This window comes from Ramlibacter tataouinensis, from assembly GCF_027941915.1.
In the GTDB taxonomy this organism is placed as follows: Bacteria; Pseudomonadota; Gammaproteobacteria; order Burkholderiales; family Burkholderiaceae_C; genus Ramlibacter; species Ramlibacter tataouinensis_C.
On record NZ_CP116009.1, the window covers coordinates 2249769 to 2269829 of the forward strand.

General features: G+C 70.5%; 23 protein-coding genes. 13 read left to right on the plus strand and 10 right to left on the minus strand.

Going from position 1 to position 20061, the window contains the following annotated elements:
* Positions 1 to 4: 4 nt before the first annotated feature.
* From PE066_RS10555 to PE066_RS10565, 3 genes are read right to left on the minus strand one after another with little or no spacing between them, the layout of a single operon-like run.
* Entirely contained in the window at positions 5 to 1042 is a 1038-nt protein-coding gene (locus PE066_RS10555; RefSeq protein WP_271232500.1) for a branched-chain amino acid ABC transporter permease, read from the minus strand.
* A 10-nt stretch (positions 1043 to 1052) separates the two neighbouring features.
* Positions 1053 to 1931, minus strand: coding sequence for a branched-chain amino acid ABC transporter permease (locus tag PE066_RS10560; RefSeq protein ID WP_271232501.1), 879 nt, complete (start codon positions 1929 to 1931; stop codon positions 1053 to 1055).
* Positions 1931 to 2794 carry an ABC transporter ATP-binding protein gene (locus PE066_RS10565; RefSeq protein ID WP_271232502.1) on the minus strand — a complete coding sequence of 288 codons (864 nt, stop codon included), beginning with the start codon at positions 2792 to 2794 and terminating at the stop codon, positions 1931 to 1933. Before PE066_RS10565 ends, PE066_RS10560 begins: the two co-directional genes overlap by 1 nt.
* A 103-nt stretch (positions 2795 to 2897) precedes the next feature.
* Between PE066_RS10565 and PE066_RS10570 the strand changes: the two genes are divergently transcribed.
* The gene (locus PE066_RS10570; protein WP_271232503.1) at positions 2898 to 3614 is read left to right on the plus strand and encodes a TetR/AcrR family transcriptional regulator; all 717 of its coding nucleotides are present in this window, start codon (positions 2898 to 2900) and stop codon (positions 3612 to 3614) included.
* A gap of 7 nt (positions 3615 to 3621) precedes the next feature.
* On the opposite strand, the gene waaF is transcribed toward PE066_RS10570, so the two are convergent.
* The 6 genes from waaF to radA form a co-directional block, all read right to left on the minus strand.
* The gene (gene waaF / locus PE066_RS10575; RefSeq protein ID WP_440480601.1) at positions 3622 to 4620 is read right to left on the minus strand and encodes a lipopolysaccharide heptosyltransferase II; all 999 of its coding nucleotides are present in this window, start codon (positions 4618 to 4620) and stop codon (positions 3622 to 3624) included.
* Positions 4621 to 4745: 125 nt separating this feature from the next.
* A complete protein-coding gene (locus tag PE066_RS10580; protein WP_271232505.1) occupies positions 4746 to 4964 on the minus strand; it encodes a zinc-finger domain-containing protein in 219 nt (72 codons plus the stop codon).
* A complete protein-coding gene (locus tag PE066_RS10585; protein WP_271232506.1) occupies positions 4961 to 5896 on the minus strand; it encodes a branched-chain amino acid transaminase in 936 nt (311 codons plus the stop codon). Before PE066_RS10585 ends, PE066_RS10580 begins: the two co-directional genes overlap by 4 nt.
* A gap of 36 nt (positions 5897 to 5932) precedes the next feature.
* On the minus strand, positions 5933 to 6355 hold the full coding sequence (locus tag PE066_RS10590) for a glycerate kinase (RefSeq protein ID WP_271232507.1): 423 nt from the start codon (positions 6353 to 6355) through the stop codon (positions 5933 to 5935).
* Between the two features lie 98 nt (positions 6356 to 6453).
* A complete protein-coding gene (locus PE066_RS10595; RefSeq protein ID WP_271232508.1) occupies positions 6454 to 7971 on the minus strand; it encodes a BCCT family transporter in 1518 nt (505 codons plus the stop codon).
* A gap of 54 nt (positions 7972 to 8025) precedes the next feature.
* Entirely contained in the window at positions 8026 to 9402 is a 1377-nt protein-coding gene (gene radA / locus PE066_RS10600) for a DNA repair protein RadA (protein WP_271232509.1), read from the minus strand.
* A gap of 116 nt (positions 9403 to 9518) precedes the next feature.
* Here radA and PE066_RS10605 point away from each other — a divergent pair, with 116 nt between their 5' ends.
* From PE066_RS10605 to PE066_RS10660, 12 genes are all read left to right on the plus strand, one after another.
* The gene (locus PE066_RS10605; RefSeq protein WP_271232510.1) at positions 9519 to 9809 is read left to right on the plus strand and encodes a hypothetical protein; all 291 of its coding nucleotides are present in this window, start codon (positions 9519 to 9521) and stop codon (positions 9807 to 9809) included.
* Between the two features lie 87 nt (positions 9810 to 9896).
* On the plus strand, positions 9897 to 10394 hold the full coding sequence (gene hpaR / locus PE066_RS10610) for a homoprotocatechuate degradation operon regulator HpaR (protein WP_271232511.1): 498 nt from the start codon (positions 9897 to 9899) through the stop codon (positions 10392 to 10394).
* Positions 10391 to 11002 carry a fumarylacetoacetate hydrolase family protein gene (locus PE066_RS10615; protein ID WP_271232512.1) on the plus strand — a complete coding sequence of 204 codons (612 nt, stop codon included), beginning with the start codon at positions 10391 to 10393 and terminating at the stop codon, positions 11000 to 11002. Before hpaR ends, PE066_RS10615 begins: the two co-directional genes overlap by 4 nt.
* Entirely contained in the window at positions 10999 to 11751 is a 753-nt protein-coding gene (locus PE066_RS10620; protein ID WP_271232513.1) for a fumarylacetoacetate hydrolase family protein, read from the plus strand. Before PE066_RS10615 ends, PE066_RS10620 begins: the two co-directional genes overlap by 4 nt.
* Before the next feature lies 1 nt (position 11752).
* Positions 11753 to 13210, plus strand: a complete 1458-nt coding sequence (hpaE, locus tag PE066_RS10625; protein WP_271232514.1) for a 5-carboxymethyl-2-hydroxymuconate semialdehyde dehydrogenase — start codon at positions 11753 to 11755, stop codon at positions 13208 to 13210.
* Positions 13211 to 13212: 2 nt separating this feature from the next.
* Positions 13213 to 14139, plus strand: coding sequence for a 3,4-dihydroxyphenylacetate 2,3-dioxygenase (hpaD, locus tag PE066_RS10630; protein ID WP_271232515.1), 927 nt, complete (start codon positions 13213 to 13215; stop codon positions 14137 to 14139).
* 32 nt (positions 14140 to 14171) lie between these two features.
* On the plus strand, positions 14172 to 14579 hold the full coding sequence (locus PE066_RS10635) for a 5-carboxymethyl-2-hydroxymuconate Delta-isomerase (RefSeq protein WP_271232516.1): 408 nt from the start codon (positions 14172 to 14174) through the stop codon (positions 14577 to 14579).
* 1 nt (position 14580) lies between these two features.
* Positions 14581 to 15381 (plus strand): 2-oxo-hept-4-ene-1,7-dioate hydratase, encoded by an 801-nt coding sequence (gene hpaH / locus PE066_RS10640; RefSeq protein WP_271232517.1) that lies wholly within the window; start codon positions 14581 to 14583, stop codon positions 15379 to 15381.
* An 11-nt stretch (positions 15382 to 15392) separates the two neighbouring features.
* The gene (locus PE066_RS10645) at positions 15393 to 16211 is read left to right on the plus strand and encodes an HpcH/HpaI aldolase/citrate lyase family protein (protein ID WP_271232518.1); all 819 of its coding nucleotides are present in this window, start codon (positions 15393 to 15395) and stop codon (positions 16209 to 16211) included.
* 16 nt (positions 16212 to 16227) lie between these two features.
* Positions 16228 to 17004 (plus strand): class II aldolase/adducin family protein, encoded by a 777-nt coding sequence (locus PE066_RS10650; RefSeq protein ID WP_271232519.1) that lies wholly within the window; start codon positions 16228 to 16230, stop codon positions 17002 to 17004.
* A 13-nt stretch (positions 17005 to 17017) separates the two neighbouring features.
* A complete protein-coding gene (locus tag PE066_RS10655; RefSeq protein WP_271232520.1) occupies positions 17018 to 17992 on the plus strand; it encodes a 2-dehydropantoate 2-reductase in 975 nt (324 codons plus the stop codon).
* Positions 17993 to 18001: 9 nt separating this feature from the next.
* Positions 18002 to 18913, plus strand: coding sequence for a DMT family transporter (locus tag PE066_RS10660; RefSeq protein ID WP_271232521.1), 912 nt, complete (start codon positions 18002 to 18004; stop codon positions 18911 to 18913).
* On the opposite strand, the gene alr is transcribed toward PE066_RS10660, so the two are convergent.
* On the minus strand, positions 18910 to 20004 hold the full coding sequence (gene alr / locus PE066_RS10665) for an alanine racemase (protein WP_271232522.1): 1095 nt from the start codon (positions 20002 to 20004) through the stop codon (positions 18910 to 18912). The two genes, PE066_RS10660 and alr, sit on opposite strands and share 4 nt — an antisense overlap.
* Positions 20005 to 20061 lie beyond the last annotated feature (57 nt).

Genomic DNA, 20061 nt, shown 5'->3' on the forward strand with positions numbered 1-20061 from the left:
GGGGTCAGTGACGGAACGGCCACAGGTGGAAATAGCGGCGGATGCGCCGCCACACTTCGGCGAGCCCATGCGGCTCGAATACCAGGAAGCCCACGATCAGCAGGCCGAAGATGACGGTGCGCACCGGCGACAGGAACACCGTCATCGCGGTGCCGCCGGGCAGCAGGTCGAACACCAGCTTGAGCACCTCCGGCACCATGGTCATGAAGACCGCGCCCAGGATGCCGCCCAGGATGGTCCCCATGCCGCCGACGATGATGGCGGCCAGGAAGAAGATCGACATCAGCAGCGGGAAGCTCTCGGGCGTCACCACCCGGAAGAAGTAGGCCCACAGGCCGCCGGCCACGCCGGCATAGAAGGACGACAGGCCGAACGACAGCAGCTTGTAGCGCAGCAGCGGGATGCCCAGCACCTCGGCCGAGATGTCGCGGTCACGGATGGCAATGAAGGCGCGGCCCACCCGGGTGCGGAACAGGTTGGCCGCGCCCCACAGCATGGCGATGGTGACCGGCAGGATCAGCCAGTACAGCCGGAACGAGGTGTCCAGCGGCAACCCGAACAGGCTGGCGGGCGGCATCGACAGCCCGCCGGTGCCGCCGGTGAAAGACAGGTTGGCGAACAGGAAGTGGGCGATGAACGAGGCGGCGATGGTGGCGATGGCCAGGTACAGGCCCTTCACGCGCAGCGACGGGATGCCGACGATCAGCCCGCCCAGCATGGCGACCCCGCCGCCGGCCAGCAGGTTGACCGCGAACGGCGAGCCGGTGTGGATCTCCAGGATCGCCACCGTGTAGGCGCCCAGCCCCATGAACGCCGCCTGGCCCAGGCTGACCAGGCCGGTGTAGCCGGTCAGAATGTTCAGGCCGGTGGCGCTGGCCACGTTGATCGCCACCAGGCAGGCCAGGTACAGCCAGTAGTCGTTGGCGACGAACGGGAACAGCAGCAGCAGCGCGGCGCCCACTCCCAGCCACGCCTTCTGCGTGACCGAGTCGAACAGCGCAGCGTCCGCGACGTAGCTTTCCTTGAGGGTGCCGATGCGCATCGCGGGGTTTCTAGAGGCGTTCGATCTCGCGGGTGCCGAACAGCCCGTAGGGGCGGATCATCAGCACCACGACGAGCACGATGAAGGTGGCCAGCAGCTTGTACTCGGCGCCCAGGAAGGCGCCGGCCAGGGCTTCGACCAGGCCGATGAAGACGCCGCCGACCAGCGCGCCCAGCACGCTGTCCAGGCCGCCGACGATCACCACCACCAGCACCGACAGGCCGAACACGCCCATGGCCGAGGAGATGCCGCCGATCGCACCGACCACGATGCCGGCGACGGCGGCGATCATCCCGGAGGCGACCCAGGCCAGCGAGAACACGCGCGGCACGTTGATGCCCATCATGTAGGCCGCGCCCTGGTCGGAGGCGGTCGCGCGCAGCGCCACGCCGCCGCGCCAGAAGCGGAACAGCAGCAGCACCGCGGCGATGAACACCACCGCCACCAGCGAGCCGTAGGCCACCTTGGGCGCCAGGAAGGCGTCGCCGATCACCACCGGCGTGTTCGGCAGGAATTCCGGCAGGCGGCGCTGGTCCGCCGACCAGATGATCTCCACCACGCCGACCAGGATGGACGCCAGGCCGACGGTGACCATGAAGGCGGAGATCGGCGGCTCGCCCAGCAGCGGGCGGATCATGGTGCGCTCGATGATCGCCCCCAGCAGGCCGCAGCCCAACACCGCGCCAGGGACCGCCAGCCACAGCGGCAGCGAGAACGTGGCGGCGAAGGCGAAGAACAGGTAGGCGCCGATCATCAGCACCTCGCCGATGGCAATGTTCACCACCCGGGTGCCCTTGTAGACCAGCACGAAGGCCAGCGCCGCCAGGGCATAGAGGCCGCCACCGGCCACGCCGGTCAGCGCGATCTCGAACAGGTAGCCCCAATCCATCAGGCCGCCTCCGCCATCGGCTGCGGCTCGCCGTGCAGCTTGCGCCGCAGGACCTGGACGTCGCCGGCACCGAGGTAGGCGCGGATTACCTCGGGGTCGGCCTGCACCTGCGCCGGCCGGCCCTGCGCGATCACCTGGCCGAAGTTGAGCACCACCACGTGGTCGGACAGGTCCATCACCATGCCCATGTCGTGCTCCACCATCAGCACGGTGATGCCCCACTCGCGCCGCACGTCGAGGATGAAGCGCGCCATGTCCTCGGTTTCCTCGCGGTTCATGCCGGCCACCGGCTCGTCGAGCATCAGCACCTTGGGCTGCATGGCCAGGGCGCGCGCCATCTCAACGCGCTTTTGCAGGCCGTAGGGCAACGCGGCCACCGGCGCGTGCCGGATGTGGTCGATCTCGAGGAAGTCGATGATGCGCTCCTCGATCTCGCGGCGCAGCTCGGCCTCCTCGCGGCGGGCCCGGCCGACATAGAGCAGCGCGTCGAGCACGTTGGTCTTCAGGTGCGCGTGGCGCCCGAGCTTGATGTTGTCCAGCACTGTCATGCCGCGAAACAGCGCGATGTTCTGGAAGCTGCGCGCCAGCCCCAGGCGCGCGCGCTGCGGCGCCCGCACCCGGCTGATGTCCTGGCCCTCGAACAGCACGCGCCCGGCGGAGGGCCGGTAGAAGCCCGAGATGGTGTTGAACAGCGAGGTCTTGCCGGCCCCGTTGGGCCCGATCACCGCCGTGATGGTGCCGGGCTGCACGGCGAAGCTCACGCCGGTCAGCGCCTTGACGCCGCCGAAGGCCAGGGTGACCGAATCCACCTGCAGCACCGGGGGCTGCGGCTCGGCGGAAGAAACGCGGGGAGTGGGCTGCAAGGCAGGGAACTTACTGATACGTAAAACGGCTACTCGTGGGTAACTTGCGTTCCATTCTTGGCCGGGCCGCCGCACCGGTCATCGGTGGTTACCCCAGCAGACGATGAACACCCGCTCCCGAACCACGCCCGCGACCGCGGCGCCTGCGCCGGCGCCCGAGTCCCCGTGGTCCACGCCCGCGCAGCGGGCGCAGCAGCGCCAGCGCAAGCACGAGGCGGTGCTGCAGGCGGCCGCCCGCCTGTTCAACGAGAAGGGCTTCCACGCCACCTCGCTGGACGACATCGCGCAGCAGCTGCACGTGACCAAGCCGACGCTGTACTACTACGTGCGCAGCAAGGACGACATCCTGCTCGAATGCGTGCGCACGGCGCTGGGGCTGATGCAGCGTGAGATCCAGGCCGTGCGCAAGGCCGGCGGTCGCGCGCCCGACCAGCTGGTGGCCTGCATGCGCGTCTATGCGCTGATCGTCACGCAGGAGTTCGGCAAGTGCGTGATCCGCATCGGCGAGGACCCGCTGCCGGCGCCGCTGCGCAAGGAGCTGCGCCGGCTCAAGGCCGGCATCGACCTGGAGTTCCGCCGGCTGCTGCAGGAGTGCATCCGCGAGGGCGCGATCGTCGACTGCGATCCCAAGCTGGCGGCCTTCGTGCTGGCCGGCGCCCTGAGCTGGATCGGCCGCTGGTATCGCGAGGACGGCGAGCTGACGCCCGAACAGATCGCGGACCAGGCGATCGGGCTGTTGCTCAACGGGGTGCTGAAGCGGCCGGATCCGCCGCAGGCGCCACCGGTTGCTTCCGGGGCGCGGAAGAAGCGCGCGCCGTAGCGCGCGTTCAGTGCGCCTGCAGCAGCCCCGCCACCCGGGCCGGCGCGATGTCGCGCAGGCAGCGGTGGTGCCCCAGCGGACATTCGCGCGCAAAGCACGGCGCGCAGTCGAGCGGCGGCTGGTAAGCCGGATCGTTCTTCAGCCAGACCACCTGGGCACGCTCGTTCAGCGGCGGCGTGTGCAGCGGGCTGGACGACCCGAACAGCGCCACCTGCGGCACGCCGAAGGCGGCGGCCACGTGCATCAGGCCGGAATCGTTGCTGACCATGGCGCCGGCGCCGGCGATGAGGGCGAAGGCCTGCATCAGCGAGGTCCTGCCGGCCAGGTTGCGGCAGTGGCCCGGCGCACCGGCCACGATCTCTTCGCACACCGGCGCGTCCTTGCCGGAGCCGAGCAGCAGCACCGGGCGGCCCAGGCCGGCGGCCAATGCGGCGTAGTGCTCTGCGGGCCAGCGCTTGGAAGGCCCGAACTCGGCACCCGGCGCGAACACCACATAGCCGCCGCGCGCCACGCCTTGTGCGCCCAGTGATTCAGCGATGGCGCTTTCCGGCACATGCAGCTGCGGGCGATCGGCCTCCAGTCCGTCGCGCTCGCCGCTCAGGGCCGAATAGAAGGCCACCATCGGCGGCTTGCCCCGGGGGTTGGGCAGGCGCTGGGTCAGCACCCCGTAGCGCGACTCGCCCAGGTAGCCGACGCGGCGCGGGACGCCGGCCAGCAGCGGCAGCAGCGCGCTCTTGAAGGAGTTCGGCAGCACGTAGGCGCTATCGAAGCGCCCCCGCAGCTCGCGCCCGAGCCGGCGCCGCGCGGCCCATTGCAGGCCGCCGTGCTGGAAGGGCAGCTCGACGACTTCGTCGACCTGCGGCATGGCGCGGTAGACCGGCGCCACCCAGGGCACCGCGCCGACCGCCAGGCGCTCACCGCGCGCGTTCAGCCGCCGCAGCAGCGGCTCGGTCATCACCGCGTCGCCGATCCATTGCGGGGCGATGACCAGGGAATTCATGGGGATTGCCGCGCTCGGTGCGACGCCAGTGCCGGTCAGCCCCGTTCCCGTGCCATCGCGGAACCGGCTTTGCCGGGCCGCTGATGGCGCCCCTTGAGGGTGAGCGGCCGGGAGGCCGCTTCGGGGGTGGGTCAATGTCCTCCCACCTGCTCGCCGTCCTTGAGCTTGTACACCGTGCCGCAATACGCGCACTTGGCCTCGCCGGTGTGGGCGATGTCCAGGAAGATGCGCGGATGGTTGTTCCACAGCTTCATGCCGGCCTGGGGGCTGGGGCAGAAGATGCCGCCGTTGCCGTTGAGGTCGGCCGCGCGCAGCTCGACCACCGTTTGCTTCTGGGCCGGGGTGCTCATACCTTGGTCAGCCAGTGGGCGTACTTGGGATTGCGGCCGTTGACGATGTCGAAGAACGCGTTCTGGATCTTCTCGGTCACGGGCCCGCGGCTGCCGGCGCCGATCTGCACCCGGTCCAGTTCGCGGATCGGCGTGACTTCGGCGGCGGTGCCGGTGAAGAAGGCCTCCTCGGCGATGTAGATCTCGTCGCGCGTGATGCGCTTTTGCACCAGCTCGATGCCGAGGTCCTTGCAGATGTGCAGCACCGTGTTGCGCGTGATGCCGTTGAGCGCGCCGGCCGACAGGTCGGGCGTGTAGACCACGCCGTCCTTGACCACGAACACGTTCTCGCCGGCGCCTTCGCTGACGAAGCCGGCGCTGTCCAGCAGCAGGGCCTCGTCGTAGCCGTCGTCCAGCGCCTCCATGTTGGCCAGGATCGAGTTGCTGTAGTTGCTGACCGCCTTGGCCTGCGTCATGGTGATGTTGACGTGGTGGCGGGTGTAGCTGGAGGTCTTGACGCGGATGCCGCGCTGCATGCCCTCCTCGCCCAGGTAGGCGCCCCAGGCCCAGGCCGCCACCATCAGGTGGATCTTGTTGCCCTTGGGCGAGACGCCCAGCTTCTGCGAGCCGATCCAGGTCAGCGGCCGGATGTAGCAGCTCTCCAGCTGGTTGGCGCGCACCACCTGCTTTTGCGCCTCGTTCACCTGCTCCTTGGTGAAGGGCAGCTGCATGCGCAGGATCTTGGCGCTGTTGAACAGGCGGTCGGTGTGCTCGGCCAGGCGGAAGATGGCGGTGCCGTTGACCGTGTTGTAGGCCCGGACCCCCTCGAACGCGCCGCAGCCGTAGTGCAGCGTGTGGGTGAGCACGTGGATCTTGGCGTCGCGCCAGTCCACCAGCTCGCCGTCCATCCAGATCTTGCCGTCGCGGTCGGCCATGGAGGGTACTACGGTCATGTCTGTGTCCTTGGGCTGGGAAGCAAACCGGTCATTTTACCGGGGCGCCTGCCCTGGCTCCTGCGCCTCGGCCGGCGGCCGCTCCAGCTGCCAGCGGGCCAGCTTGCCCTGCTCGAACTCGCAGGTCACGCGCGAGCCGGAGTTGTCGGTCCAGCGGAACACCTCGGGCTGCTGCTCCTTCGGCGAGAGCTGCTCGCCCAGCGCCCGCGCCAGCCCGACCACGTGCAGCAGCGTCAGGTTGGCCCGCAGCCGGGAATTGAGCATGACGGCGCTGCCGACGTAGCCGATCGGCTGGTCGGCCGCGCGCTTGAGCACCTGGGTCAGCCGGGTGAAGTGCAGCAGCATCCACATCACGATGCCGCCCGCCACCAGGGCCACGCCGGACCAGCCGAAACTGCGATAGGCGAACGCCACCAGGGCGGCGCCGGCGAGGGGAACGAGAATGCGTTGCCAGTTCATGCCGCGATTGTCGCGGGCCGCCGGCCACCCCGACGGAACGGCCGCGCCGGTCGGCCGCCTTCGACCATTCCGCGGCCGTCCGGCTGCCGGTCCCGGCCTCAGGGCTTGAGCAGCTGGCGCACCTTGCGCTGCAACTCGCGCTCGTGGCGGCGCTCCTCGTGCCAGTCGTGGCGGATCGCCAGCGTGACCGAGATCGCCATCAGCACCACCACGGCGGCGAACGGCAGGGCGAACACGATGGTGGCGTTCTGCACCGCCTGGATGCCGCCGGCCAGCATCAGGCTCATGGCGATGGCCGAGATCAGCACGCCCCAGACCAGCTTGACGCGCCAGCCCGGTTCGGGATCGCCGCCGGTGCTCATCATGCCCAGCACCAGGACGGCGGAGTCGCCGGAGGTGACAAAGAAGATGGCCACCAGCACGGTGGCCACCACCGACAGCACGAGGCCGAAGGGCATGGCGTCGAACATGGCGAAGATGGCGGTGGAGACGTCGGCCTTGACGGCGGCGGCCAGCGGCACGCCGTCGAAGATCTCCATGTGCAGGGCCGTGCCGCCGAACACCGAGAACCAGGCGAAGCCGACCAGCGTCGGGGCCAGCACCGTGCCGATCAGGAACTCGCGGATGGTGCGGCCGCGCGAGACGCGGGCGATGAACAGCCCGACGAAGGGCGACCAGGAGATCCACCAGGCCCAGTAGAAGATGGTCCAGTCGCCCACCCAGGAGTTGTCGCGGAAGGGCGTCATGCGCAGGCTCATGCGCACCAGCTCGCTGAGGTAGGCGCCCAGCGTGTTGGTGAAGGTGTCGATGACGGCGACCGCCGGCCCGAGCAGCAGCACCGCCAGCGCCAGCAGGCCCGCCAGCACCATGTTGATGCCGGACAGCCACTTGATGCCGCGCTCCACCCCGCTCAGCGCCGAGCCGACGAACAGCACCGTGGTCAGGACGATGATCAGGGCCTGCGCCACGCGGCCGATCGGCACCCCGAAGATGGCGTTCAGGCCGCTGTTGATCTGGCTGGCACCCATGCCCAGCGAGGCCGCCACGCCAAAGGCGGTGGCCACCACCGCCAGCACATTGAACAGCGGCGAGGCGCGCTGGACGATGCGCCAGGGCAGCGCCTCGGTGGCCGTGCTCACCAGCGCGCTGCCGCCGCGGCGGAACTGGAAGAAGGCCATCGACAGCCCCACCACGCCGTAGATCGCCCAGGGGTGCAGCCCCCAGTGGAAGAACGCGTAGCGCATGGCGATGTTGGCGGCCTCCGGCGTGCCGGGCGCGACGCCCGGCGGCGGGCTGGCGTAGTGGGACAGCGGCTCGGCCACGCCCCAGAACACCAGGCCGATGCCCATGCCGGCGGCGAACAGCATGGCAAACCAGGCGGCGACGGAGAACTGCGGCTCGTCGTCCTCGGCGCCGAGCTTGAGGTCGCCGAAGCGGCTGAAGGCCAGCACCCCGGCCAGCAGCACCAGCCCCAGCACCACCCACAGGTAGAACCAGCCGAAGTTGCGCGTGATCACGGCCAGCGCGCGCCCGCTGGCCGCGTCGAGCGAGGCGGGCGCCAGCAGGCCCCACAGCACCACCAGCGCGATCACGCCGGCCGAAACGATCAGTTGCATGGCGTTCTCCTTGCCGCCCACAGTATGGAAGCGGCGCCACGCCAGCGGTAACCCTCAGGCCAGGCCGCGCACCACATCCATGGCTTCCTCGATCCGGTCGACCGGATGGATGAGCAGGCCCTCAATCTCGCGGCTGCCCTTCTTCGGCGCATTGGCCCTGGGTACCACTGCCACCGAGAAGCCCAGCTTGGCGGCTTCGCGCAGGCGCTCCTGGCCGCGCGGCGCGGGCCGCACCTCGCCGGCCAGCCCGACTTCGCCGAACGCGATGAAGCCCTTGGGCAGCGGCTTGCCGCGCAGGGACGAGGTGATCGCCAGCATCACTGCCAGGTCGGCCGCCGGCTCGGTGATGCGCACGCCGCCGACCGCGTTGACGAACACGTCCTGGTCCATGCAGGCGACGCCGGCGTGGCGGTGCAGCACCGCCAGCAGCATGGCCAGGCGGTCGCGCTCGAGCCCGACCGACAGCCGGCGCGGGCTGGGGCCGCCGGTGTCGACCAGCGCCTGCACCTCCACCAGCATCGGCCGGGTGCCCTCCAGCGTCACCAGCACGCAGCTGCCGGGCACCGGCTCGGCGTGCTGCGACAGGAAGATGGCGCTCGGGTTGGCCACGCCCTTGAGGCCCTTCTCGGTCATGGCGAACACCCCGATCTCGTTGACCGCGCCGAAGCGGTTCTTGATCGCCCGCACCAGCCGGAAGCTGGAGTGCGTGTCGCCCTCGAAATAGAGCACCGTGTCGACCATGTGCTCCAGCACGCGCGGGCCAGCCAGGGCGCCTTCCTTGGTCACGTGGCCGACCAGCACGATCGCCGTGCCGCTGGCCTTGGCGGCGCGCGTCAGGTGGGCCGCGCATTCGCGCACCTGCGCCACCGAGCCGGGCGCCGAGGTGAGCTGGTCGGAGTACACGGTCTGGATCGAATCGACCACCGCCACCGCCGGCTGGCTGGCGGCCAGCGCGCCCAGGATCTTCTCGAGCTGGATCTCGGCCAGCACCTGCACCTGCGAGCGGTCCAGCCCGAGCCGGCGCGAGCGCAGCGCCACCTGGGCGCCCGACTCCTCGCCGGTGACGTAGAGCGTGGCCACGCCGGCGCGCTGCAGCCCGTCGAGCGCCTGCAGCAGCAGGGTCGACTTGCCGATGCCGGGGTCGCCGCCGATCAGCACCACGCCACCCTCGACCATGCCGCCGCCGAGCACCCGGTCCAGCTCGCCGATGCCGGTGGGCGTGCGCGCCACCTCGGCGGCCTCGATGTCGGCCAGCGTCGCCACGGCCGAGGTGGGCGCAAGCGAGGCGAAACGATGGCGCTGGGCGGCCGGCGTCTCGGCCACGGTCTCGATCAGGGTGTTCCAGGCGCCGCACTGCGGGCACTTGCCTTGCCACTTGGGCGTGCTGCCGCCGCATTCGGTGCAGCTGTAGGTCGTCTTGTCTTTGGCCACGCGCGGCAGTGTAGGTCGGCCGTGCGCAGGCAGGGGTGGCTCCCGTCCCGGCGCCGGACGGACCCTCCCTCGAAGAGGGCAGACGCGCGTTCTTCCGCGGCGCCGGGAGCCTGGTCATGACTGCAACGAAGCTGCTGGCCGGCGCGCTGCTGGGGCTGGCCGCCTGCGCCGCCGGCGCAGCCGCGCCGCCCACCGTCGCCCGGATGGACAGCGCGGCCCTGCGCAAACACTACCTGCAGTGCAGCCGCGAATCCGAACAGGTTCGGCTGGGCCCGCCGCAGGCGCAGTTCTGCGCCGAGGTGGCGCAGGCCCTGCTCCAGCGCGACTTCGGCGGCAGCCTGGAGCGGCAACTGGCCTGGTGGCGGCAGGCCCGGCAGGAGCCGCCGCCGGCCGCGCCCGGCCGCTAGGACCCTGCCCGCGCCGGCAGAACACCCGCCGCGCGGCGGGGCTTTGCCGATGCGCGCCTTTCATTTAACATGTTAAACAAATCGCCCATGCTCACGACCACCTTCTCGCACCGCAACCTGCCGCGCCTGCTGCTGCAGGCGCGCGAAGCCGTGATGGCGCACAACCGGCCACGGCTGCGCGAACACGGCCTGTCCGACCAGCAATGGCGGGTGCTGCGCGTGCTGGGCGAGCACGGCACGGTGGAAACCGGCCGCGTCGCGCGCGAGGCCTTCATCCTCGGCCCCAGCCTGACCGGCGTGCTGGCGCGCATGGAGCGCGACGGCCTGGTCCGGCGCGAGCGCGACCCGGCCGACCAGCGTCGCACCGTGGTGGAGGCCACGGCCCGCGGCCGCAAGCTGGTCGGCAAGCTCTCGAACGCGGTCGAGGCGCACTACCAATGGATGGAAGAGCAGCTGGGCAAGGACCGGCTGGCCCAGCTCTATGGGCTGCTCGACCAGCTGATCGAACTGGAGCAACCCGAAGTGACCCATCGCGATGCCTTGCGCCGCAACGGTGCGAGCCGCAAGCCGGAGGCCTGCGCATGACCTGGCTTCCGGCTGGCACGGTGTACGGCACGCTGCTGAACCAGCGCAGCGAGTACGAGGCGCTGGCGCCGCACATGCACGACGCGCCGTACAAGGCGCCGCCGCGGGCGCCGGTGCTGTACGTCAAGACCGCCAACACCTTCAACCCCGACGGCGGCGCCATCGCGCTGCCGGCGCAGGTGCCCGAGGTCGAGGTCGGCGCCACCGTCGGGCTGGTGATGGGCGCCGCCGGGCAGGTGCAGGGCTGCGTGCTGCTGAACGACGTGTCGGTTCCGCACGCCAGCTTGTTCCGCCCGCCGGTGAAGTTCAAGTGCCTGGACGGCTTCCTCGGCATCGGCAGCGGCGTCCGAAACGTGGACCCCGCCTCGGTGCAGATCGAAGTGCGGGTCAACGGCGACCTTCGGCAGACCGTGCGCTTCGACGCGCTGGTGCGCGATCCCGGCCAACTGCTGGCCGCTGTCGGCGAGTTCATGACGCTGGGCGAAGGCGACGTGCTGATGCTCGGCTGCGATGCCGCGCGCCCGCGCGCCCGGGCCGGCGACCGGATCGAGCTGCGCTCGGCCGCACTCGGCCGCTTGGGCCACACGCTGGTCGCGGAGGCCGCATGAAGCACGCCCGCGTCATCCACCAGGGCAGCGTGCAGCGCGCCATCGAGCGCGACGGCCAGTTGCTGCTGGCCGACGGCCAGCTCGTGCCGCTCGAGGCCGTCACCTGGCTGCCGCCGCTGGAGCCGGTGCCGCGTCCGCGCACCATCCTGGCGCTGGGCCTGAACTACGCCGACCACGCCAGGGAACTGGCCTTCAAGGCGCCGGAAGAGCCGCTGGTGTTCCTCAAGGGCGAGCGCGCCCTCAACGGCCATCGCCAGGCCACGCGCCGGCCCGCCGGCGTCGAATTCATGCACTACGAGTGCGAGCTCACGGTGGTGATCGGCCGGACCGCGAAGAAGGTGCGGCGCGACGACGCCTGGGATTTCATCGCCGGCTACACGGTGGCCAACGACTACGCCATCCGCGACTACCTGGAGAACTGGTACCGGCCCAACCTGCGCGTGAAGAACCGCGACGGCGCCACCCCGCTCGGGCCGTTCCTGGTGGACCGCGGCGACGTGCCCGATCCGATGGCGCTGGCGCTGCGCACCACCGTCAACGGCCAGGTCACCCAGTCGGGGAACACGAAGGACATGATCTTCGACGTGCCCTTCCTGATCGAGTACTTCTCCAGCTTCATGACGCTGCAGCCGGGCGACCTGATCCTGACCGGCACGCCCGACGGCGTGGTGGACTGCCGCCCCGGCGACGTCGTCGTCACCGAGATCGAGGGCCTCGGCGCCCTCATGAACACCATCAGCAGCACCTGACATGCGCATCGACCACCTGATCGCCGGCCAGCCCGTGGCCGGCCGCGACTACTTCGAGACCGTCAATCCGGCCACGCAGGAGGTGCTGGCCGAAGTGGCGGCCGGCGGCGAAGACGAAGTCAACGCCGCCGTGGCCGCTGCCAAGGCGGCCTTTCCCGCCTGGGCCGGGCTGCCCGCGCCGCAACGCGCCAGGCTCATTCGCAAGCTCGGCGAGCTGATCGCGCAGCACGTGCCCGAGCTGGCGCGCACCGAGACCGACGACACCGGCCAGGTGATCGCCCAGACCGGCAGGCAGCTGGTGCCGCGCGCCGCCGACAACTTCAGCTACTTCGCCGAGATGTGCGTGCGGGTCGACGGCCACACCTACCCCACCGACACCCACCTGAACTACACGCTGTTCCACCCGGTCGGCGTCTGCGCCCTCATCTCGCCCTGGAACGTGCCGTTCATGACCGCCACCTGGAAGGTCGCGCCCTGCCTGGCCTTCGGCAACACCGCGGTGCTGAAGATGAGCGAGCTGTCGCCGCTGACCGCCGCGCGGCTGGGCGAGCTGGCGCTGGAAGCCGGCATCCCGGCCGGCGTGCTGAACATCGTGCACGGCTACGGCCAGGCCGCCGGCGAGCCGCTGGTGCGCCATCCGGACGTGCGCGCGATCTCCTTCACCGGCTCCACCGCCACCGGCAACCGCATCGTCAAGGAAGCGGGACTCAAGAAGTTCAGCATGGAGCTGGGCGGCAAGTCGCCATTCGTGGTCTTCGACGACGCCGACCTGGCGCGCGCGCTGGACGCCGCGGTGTTCATGATCTTCTCCAACAATGGCGAGCGCTGCACCGCCGGCAGCCGCATCCTGGTACAGCGGAGCATCTATGCCGACTTCGTGCAGCGGTTCGTCGAGCGCGCCAGGCGCATCACCGTCGGCGACCCGCTCGACGACAAGACGATCATCGGCCCGATGATTTCGCAGGCCCACCTGGCCAAGGTGCGCAGCTACATCGAGCTGGGCCCGAAGGAAGGCGCCACCCTGCTGTGCGGCGGGCTGGATGCGCCGCTGGTGCCCGATCGCGTCAAGCGGGGCAACTTCGTCGCGCCCACCGTGTTCGCCGATGTCGACAACCGCATGAAGATCGCGCAGGACGAGATCTTCGGCCCGGTGGCCTGCCTGATCCCGTTCGAGGACGAGGCTGACGCGATCCGCATCGCCAATGACATCGCCTACGGCCTGTCCAGCTACGTCTGGACCGAGAACATCGGCCGCGCCCACCGGGTGGCCGCGGCCGTCGAGGCCGGCATGTGCTTCGTCAACAGCCAGAACGTGCGCGACCTGCGCCAGCCGTTCGGCGGCACCAAGGCCTCGGGCACCGGGCGCGAGGGCGGCACCTGGAGCTACGAGGTGTTCCTGGAGCCCAAGAACATCGCGGTCTCGCTCGGATCGCACCACATTCCGCACTGGGGAGCCTGACCATGGGCAAGCTCGCACTCGCCGCCAAGATCACCCACGTGCCGTCCATGTACCTGAGCGAGCTGCCCGGCGACCGCCACGGCACGCGCCAGGACGCGATCGACGGCCACGTCGAGATTGGGCGGCGCTGCCGCGAGCTGGGCGTGGACACGATCGTGGTGTTCGACACCCACTGGCTGGTCAACGCCAACTACCACATCAACTGCGGACGGCACTTCAAGGGGCTGTACACCAGCAACGAGCTGCCGCACTTCATCAGCAACATGGCGTTCGAGTTCCCCGGCAACCCGGAGCTCGGCCAGCTGCTGGCCAAGGTGTGCAACGAATGGGGCGTGGAGACGCTGGCGCATGCCGACACCACGCTGGACCCCGAGTACGGCACCCTGGTGCCGATGCGCTACATGAACACCGACCAGCATTTCAAGGTGGTGTCGGTGTCGGCCATGTGCATGGCGCACTACCTGAACGACAGCGCCCGGCTGGGCTGGGCCATGCGCCGCGCCATCGAGGACGAGTACGACGGCACGGTGGCGATCTTCGCCAGCGGCTCGCTGTCGCACCGCTTCGCCCAGAACGGCCTGGCGCCCGAGTACGGCTTCAGGATCTGGAGCCCGTTCCTCGAGCAGCTCGACCGCGAGGTGGTGCGCATGTGGCAGGCCGGCGAGTGGAAGGCGTTCTGCGGCATGCTGCCCGAGTACGCCGCCAAGGGCCACGGCGAGGGGTTCATGCACGACACCGCCATGCTGCTGGGCGCACTGGGCTGGTCCGACTACGACGGTCGCGCCGAGGTGATCACGCCCTACTTCGGCGCCTCCGGCACCGGCCAGATCAACGCCGTCTTCCCAATCACGCCGCAGACCGGCGCCGCCATCCCGAAGGCGCAGGCCTCCTCGGCCGAGGGCTACACCGCGATCAGCAGCCGGCTCTGATCGCGAGCATCCGTAGCCGACCCCGATTGCCCATGCCGCACCTGGTCATCCTGTACACGCCCAACCTGGAGGCCGAGACCGACATGACGACGCTGTGCCGCGTGCTGGCCGACGGCATGCTGCAGGTCAAGGACGAGGCGGGAAGACAGGTGTTTCCGACCGGCGGCACGCGGGTGCTGGCGTATCCGGCGGCGCACTACGCGGTGGCCGACGGCCAGGGCGACTACGCCTTCATCTACCTGAACCTGCGCATGGGCGCGGGGCGCAGCGCGGCGGTGCAGCAGCTCGCGGGCGACACCTTGCTCGAGCGAGCCCGGGCGCATCTGGCGCCGCTGTTCGAGCGGCGCCTGCTCGGGCTGACGGTGCAGGTCGACGAGAGCCCGGGTCAGGTGTACGACGGCAAGCACAGCACGCTGCATCCCCACTTCAACAAGCCTTGACATGCTCCAGCCCGACCTGATCCAGCAACTGGCCGCCGAACTGCACGAAAGCGAACGATCGCGCGTGCAGGTCGAGCACTTCTCCAAGCGCTTCCCCGGCATGACGATCGAGGACGGCTACCGGGTCTCGCGCGCCTGGACGGCGCTCAAGATCGCCGAAGGCCGCCGGGTAATCGGGCACAAGATCGGCTTGACCTCGCGCGCCATGCAGCAGTCCAGCCAGATCGACGAGCCCGACTACGGCACGCTGCTGGACGACATGCGGTTCCAGCCGGGCGACATCCCCACCGACCGCTTCATCGCACCGCGGGTGGAGGTGGAGCTGGCCTTCGTGCTCAAGCGCAAGCTGGAAGGCGAGCGCATCACGGTCGACGACGTGCTGAACGCCACCGAGTACGTGACCCCGGCCATCGAGATCATCGACGCCCGCATCGAGCAGTTCGACCGCCACACCCGGGCGATGCGCAAGGTGCAGGACACCATCAGCGACAACGCCGCCAACGCCGCCATCGTGCTGGGCGGCTCGCGCGTGCACCCGCGCGAGGTCGACCGGCCCTGGTGCGGCGCCATCCTGCGCCAGAACGGCAACGTGGAGGAAACCGGGCTGGCGGCCGGCGTGCAGGGCGATCCCGCGATCGGCGTGGCCTGGCTGGCCATGAAGCTGGCGCCCTGGGGCGAAGGCCTGCAGGCCGGCGAGATCGTGCTGGCCGGCTCCTTCACCCGGCCGGTGGCTGCGAAGAAGGGCGACCTGTTCGACGCCGACTACGGCGCGCTCGGCCGCTTCCAGTTCCGCTTCAACTGAACCGAGGTTCCATGCAAACGCCCCCCAACCCCTTCAAGCAGGCGCTGGCCGCCCGCCAACCGCAAATCGGCCTGTGGCTCGGACTGGGCGATGCCTACGCGGCCGAGATCTGCGCCGGCGCCGGCTTCGACTGGCTGCTGATCGACGGCGAGCACGCGCCCAACGACCTGCGCAGCGTCCTGCAGCAGGTGCAGGTGATCGCCGCCTATCCCGGCTCGCACGCCATCGCCCGGGTGCCGCTGGGCCACGGCGACGCCGGCACCGCGCTGATCAAGCAGTACCTGGACCTCGGCGTCCAGACCCTGCTGGTGCCGATGGTCGATACCGCCGAGCAGGCCGCGGCCATCGTGCGCGCCGTGCGCTACCCGCCGTTCGGCATCCGCGGCATGGCCGGCGCGCGCGCCTCGCGCTGGGGCCGCTGCACGCAGTACGCGCGCGAGGCCAACGACCAGGTCTGCCTGCTGCTGCAGGCAGAGAGCCAGGTGGCGCTGGACAACCTGGACGCGATCGCCGCCACCGAAGGCGTCGATGGCGTGTTCATCGGCCCGGCCGACCTGTCCGCGGCCATGGGCCATCCCGGCCAGCCCGGCCATCCGCAGGTGCAGGCCGCCATCGACGATGCCATCGTGCGCATCGCGCGCGCCGGCAAGGCGCCCGGCATCCTGACCACCGACGAGGCGCTGGCGCGCAAGTACCTCGAGCTGGGCGCCACCTTCGTCGCGGTCGGGCTCGACACCAACCTGCTGGCGCGCGCCACCTCGGCACTCGCGGCCCGCTTCAAGCCGGACGCGCCCGCGCCGGCACCCGCCGCGCCCGGCAACACCTATTGAACCCAGGAGAACCACCATGAGCGCCGTCCTCCAGCCTTCGGCCCGGATGCATCCCGACGAATGGGCCGCGCGGCTGCAACTGGCCGCCTGCTACCGCGTTTTCGACCTGCTCGGCTGGACCGAGATGATCTACAACCACGTCACGGTGCGCCTGCCCGACAGCGTGACGGGCGGCGCCAAGCAGTTCCTGATCAACCCGTTCGGCCTGCACTACAGCGAGGTCACGGCCAGCAACCTGCTGAAGATCGACATCCAGGGCAACAAGCTGGATGCGGACAACCCCTGGCCGGTGAACCCGGCGGGCTTCACCATCCACGGGGCCATCCACGACCACGTCGATGGGGCGCACTGCGTGATGCACACCCACACCACCGCCGGCGTGGCGGTGGCCTGCACCGAGGGCGGGCTGGCGCAGAACAACTTCTACTCGGCGCAGCTGCACGACATGGTGGCCTACCATGACTTCGAGGGCATCACCATCCACGCCGACGAGGCGCCGCGGCTGCTCGCCAGCCTGGGCCGCAAGCCGCTGATGATCCTGCGCAACCACGGCCTGCTCGCCTGCGGCCCGACCCTGCCGCTCACGTTCGTGCGGCTGTGGACGCTGCAGCGCGCCTGCGAGATCCAGATGGCGCAGGCGACCCTCGGCAAGGCCATCCCCGTGCCGGAGGCGGTGGCGCGCAAGACCACCCAGGACTCCTTCCAGTTCGACGCCCGCTTCGGCGCCGGCCAGGACGTGTTCGACGCCCTGGTGCGGCGGGTCGACCGCCTCGACGACTCCTACAAGCAGTGAGGCGCGCGACCCGATGAAAGTCTGCATCTACGGCGCCGGCGCCATCGGCGGCTGGATCGGCACCCGGCTGGCGCAGGCCGGCTGCGAGGTCAGCGTGGTGGCGCGTGGAGCCACGCTCGACGCCCTGCAGCTGCACGGCCTGAGGCTGCAGGAAAAGGGCGAAACCGTGTCGGTGCCGGTGCGCTCCAGCGCCTCGCCGGCCGAGCTGGGCGTGCAGGACCTGGTGGTGGTGGCCGTCAAGGCGCCGGCGCTGGGCGACGTCGCGGCGGCCATCGGCCCGCTGATCGGCCCGCACACCCTCGTCCTCACGGCGATGAACGGCGTGCCCTGGTGGTTCTTCGAGGGCTTCGGCGGCCGCTACGCCGGCACCCGGCTGAAGGCGGTGGACCCGCAGGGGCGCATCGCGCAGGCGATCCCGGCGCGCCACGTCATCGGCTGCGTGGTGCACGCCAGCTGCTCGGTGCCCGCGCCCGGGCTGGTGCAGCACCACTCGGGCCACCGGCTGATCATCGGCGAGCCCGCCGGCGGCCGGACGGAGCGCCTCGGCGAACTGGCCAGGCTGCTGGAAGGCGCCGGCTTCGAGGTCGAGGTCTCGCCGCAGATCCAGAAGGACACCTGGTACAAGCTGTGGGGCAACATGACCGTGAATCCGGTCTGTGCCTTCACCCGTGCCACCACCGACGCGGTGCTGGACGACCCGCTGGTGCGCGGCTTCATCTCCAGCGTGATGCTGGAGGCGCGCGAGATCGGCGCGCGCATCGGCACCCCGATCGACCAGCTGCCGGAAGACCGCCACCAGGTCACGCGCAAGCTGGGCCGCTTCAAGCCCTCGATGCTGCAGGACGTCGAGGCCGGCAAGCCGGTGGAGCTGGACGCGCTGGTCACCGTGGTCAAGGAACTGGGCGAATTGACCGGCGTGCCGACGCCGTACACCGACGTGCTGCTCGGGCTGGCGCGGCTGCACGGACGGGTGCACGGGCTCTATTAAGCTCGGTGCATGTCCGCCATCGCCGCCCCGCGCGCCCTCTCGGGCGCGGCCTTCGCCACCCTGCTGCTGATCGCCCTGATGATGGGCGCCAACCACGTGGCGGCGCGCATCGCCTTCAACCACGGCGCCGACGTCGCCACCGCGGTGGTGGTCCGCAGCAGCGTGACGGCGCTGGTGATCGTCGCCATCCTGGCCTGGCAGCGGGTGCCGGTGCGTTTTTCCGCGCGCCACAAGCGCTTCCTGCCGGCGATCGGCCTGCTGGTGGGCGTGCAGAGCCTGTGCCTGTATTCGGCGGTGGCGCGGCTGCCGGTGGCGCTGGCGCTGCTGGCGTTCAACACCTACCCGATCTGGACCGCGGTGTGGTCGGCGCTGGTCTATCGCCGCCCGCCCGAGCGGGCAACGCTGCTGGCCATGCCGGTGATCCTGTTCGGGCTGGCGCTGGCGCTGGACGTGTTCGGCGCCGCCTCCGGCCTGGGCGCGGCCGGCCAGTGGTCGCAGATCGGCGCCGGAGTGGCGTTCGCGCTGGCGGCGGCAGCCACCTTCGGGCTCGCGCTGGTGCTGACGCAGCACGAGGCCGGCGATGTCGATGGCCGCGTGCGCACCGCCACCACCATGGCGATGGCGGCGCTGGTGGCGCTGGCCACGGTGGGCCTGCAGGGCGGCTTCCACCTGCCGCAGGCGCCCGCCGGCTGGGGCGGGCTGGCGGCGCTCACCTTCCTCTACGGCACCGCCTTCACCATCATGTTCACCGTGCTGCCGCGGCTGGGCGTGGTGGGCAACTCCGCCATCATGAACGTGGAACCCGTGTTCGCGCTGGTGCTCGGCTGGCTGATTCTGGGGCAGGCGATCTCGCCGGTCCAGGTGGTCGGCGCGCTGGTGGTGGTCGGCGCGGTGATGGCGCTGGGGATGCGCAAGCGCTAGCCGACGACCACCGGCACCCGCGGCGCGACGGCGCACATCAGCTCGTAGCCCAGGGTGCCGGCCGCCTGCGCGACCTCGTCGATCGGCAGCACGGCGCCGTTGGAAGCGCGGCCCCACAGCGTGACTTCGCTGCCGAAGCCGGCCTGCGGCAGCGGCGCCAGGTCGACCGCCAGCATGTCCATGCTGACCCGCCCGAGCAGCCGGGTGCGCACCCCGTCGACCAGCACCGGCGTGCCGGTGCCGCAGTGGCGCGGATAACCGTCGGCGTAGCCGCAGGCCACCACGCCGACCCGCAGCGGCGCGTCGGCCACGAAGCGCGAGCCGTAACCCACCGTGTCGCCCGGCTGCAGCTGCTGCACGCCGATCACGCGGCTGGCCAGCGTCATCGTCGGCTGCAGCTCCCAGTGCGCGATGCCGTGTTCGGGGAAGTCCGGCGAGCTGCCGTAGACCGCGATGCCGGGACGGATCCAGTCGGCGCGCACCGCGGGATCCTGCGCGTGGCGCAGCGTGGCGGCGCTGTTGGCCAGCGAGCGCTCGCCCGGCAGGTCGCGCGTCGCCTCGGCGAACGTGCGCGCCTGGTGCGCGATGCCGCGTTCGGCGTCGGCATCGGAGAAGTGGGTGACGAAGGAGATCTCGTCGACCTGCGGCAGCGCGTTCAGCCGGGCCCAGGCGGCGCGGAACGACGCCGGCGCAAAGCCCAGCCGGTTCATGCCCGAATTGAGCTTGAGGAACACGCGGTGCGGCTGCTGGGTCTTGTGCGCGGCCAGCCAGTCGATCTGCTGCTCGCAATGCACCACGTGCCACAGCTGCAGGCGCGAGCACAGCTCCAGGTCGCGCGGCTCGAACACGCCTTCGAGCAGCAGGATCGGCCCGCGCCAGCCCAGTGCCCGCACGCGCTCGGCCTCCTGCAGGTCCAGCAGCGCGAAGCCGTCGGCGCCGCGCAGCGCGTCGTACACGCGCTCGATGCCGTGCCCGTAGGCATTGGCCTTGACCACCGCCCACACGCGCGCGTCGGGAGCGGCGCGCCGCACGCGCGCGAGGTTGTGCCGCAAGGCCGGGGCGTGGATGGTGGCGAGGATGGGACGGGGCATCGCGGCGGCTGCGCAAACGCTACGGAAGCGCGGATTTTGTCATTACCCCGCGTGATA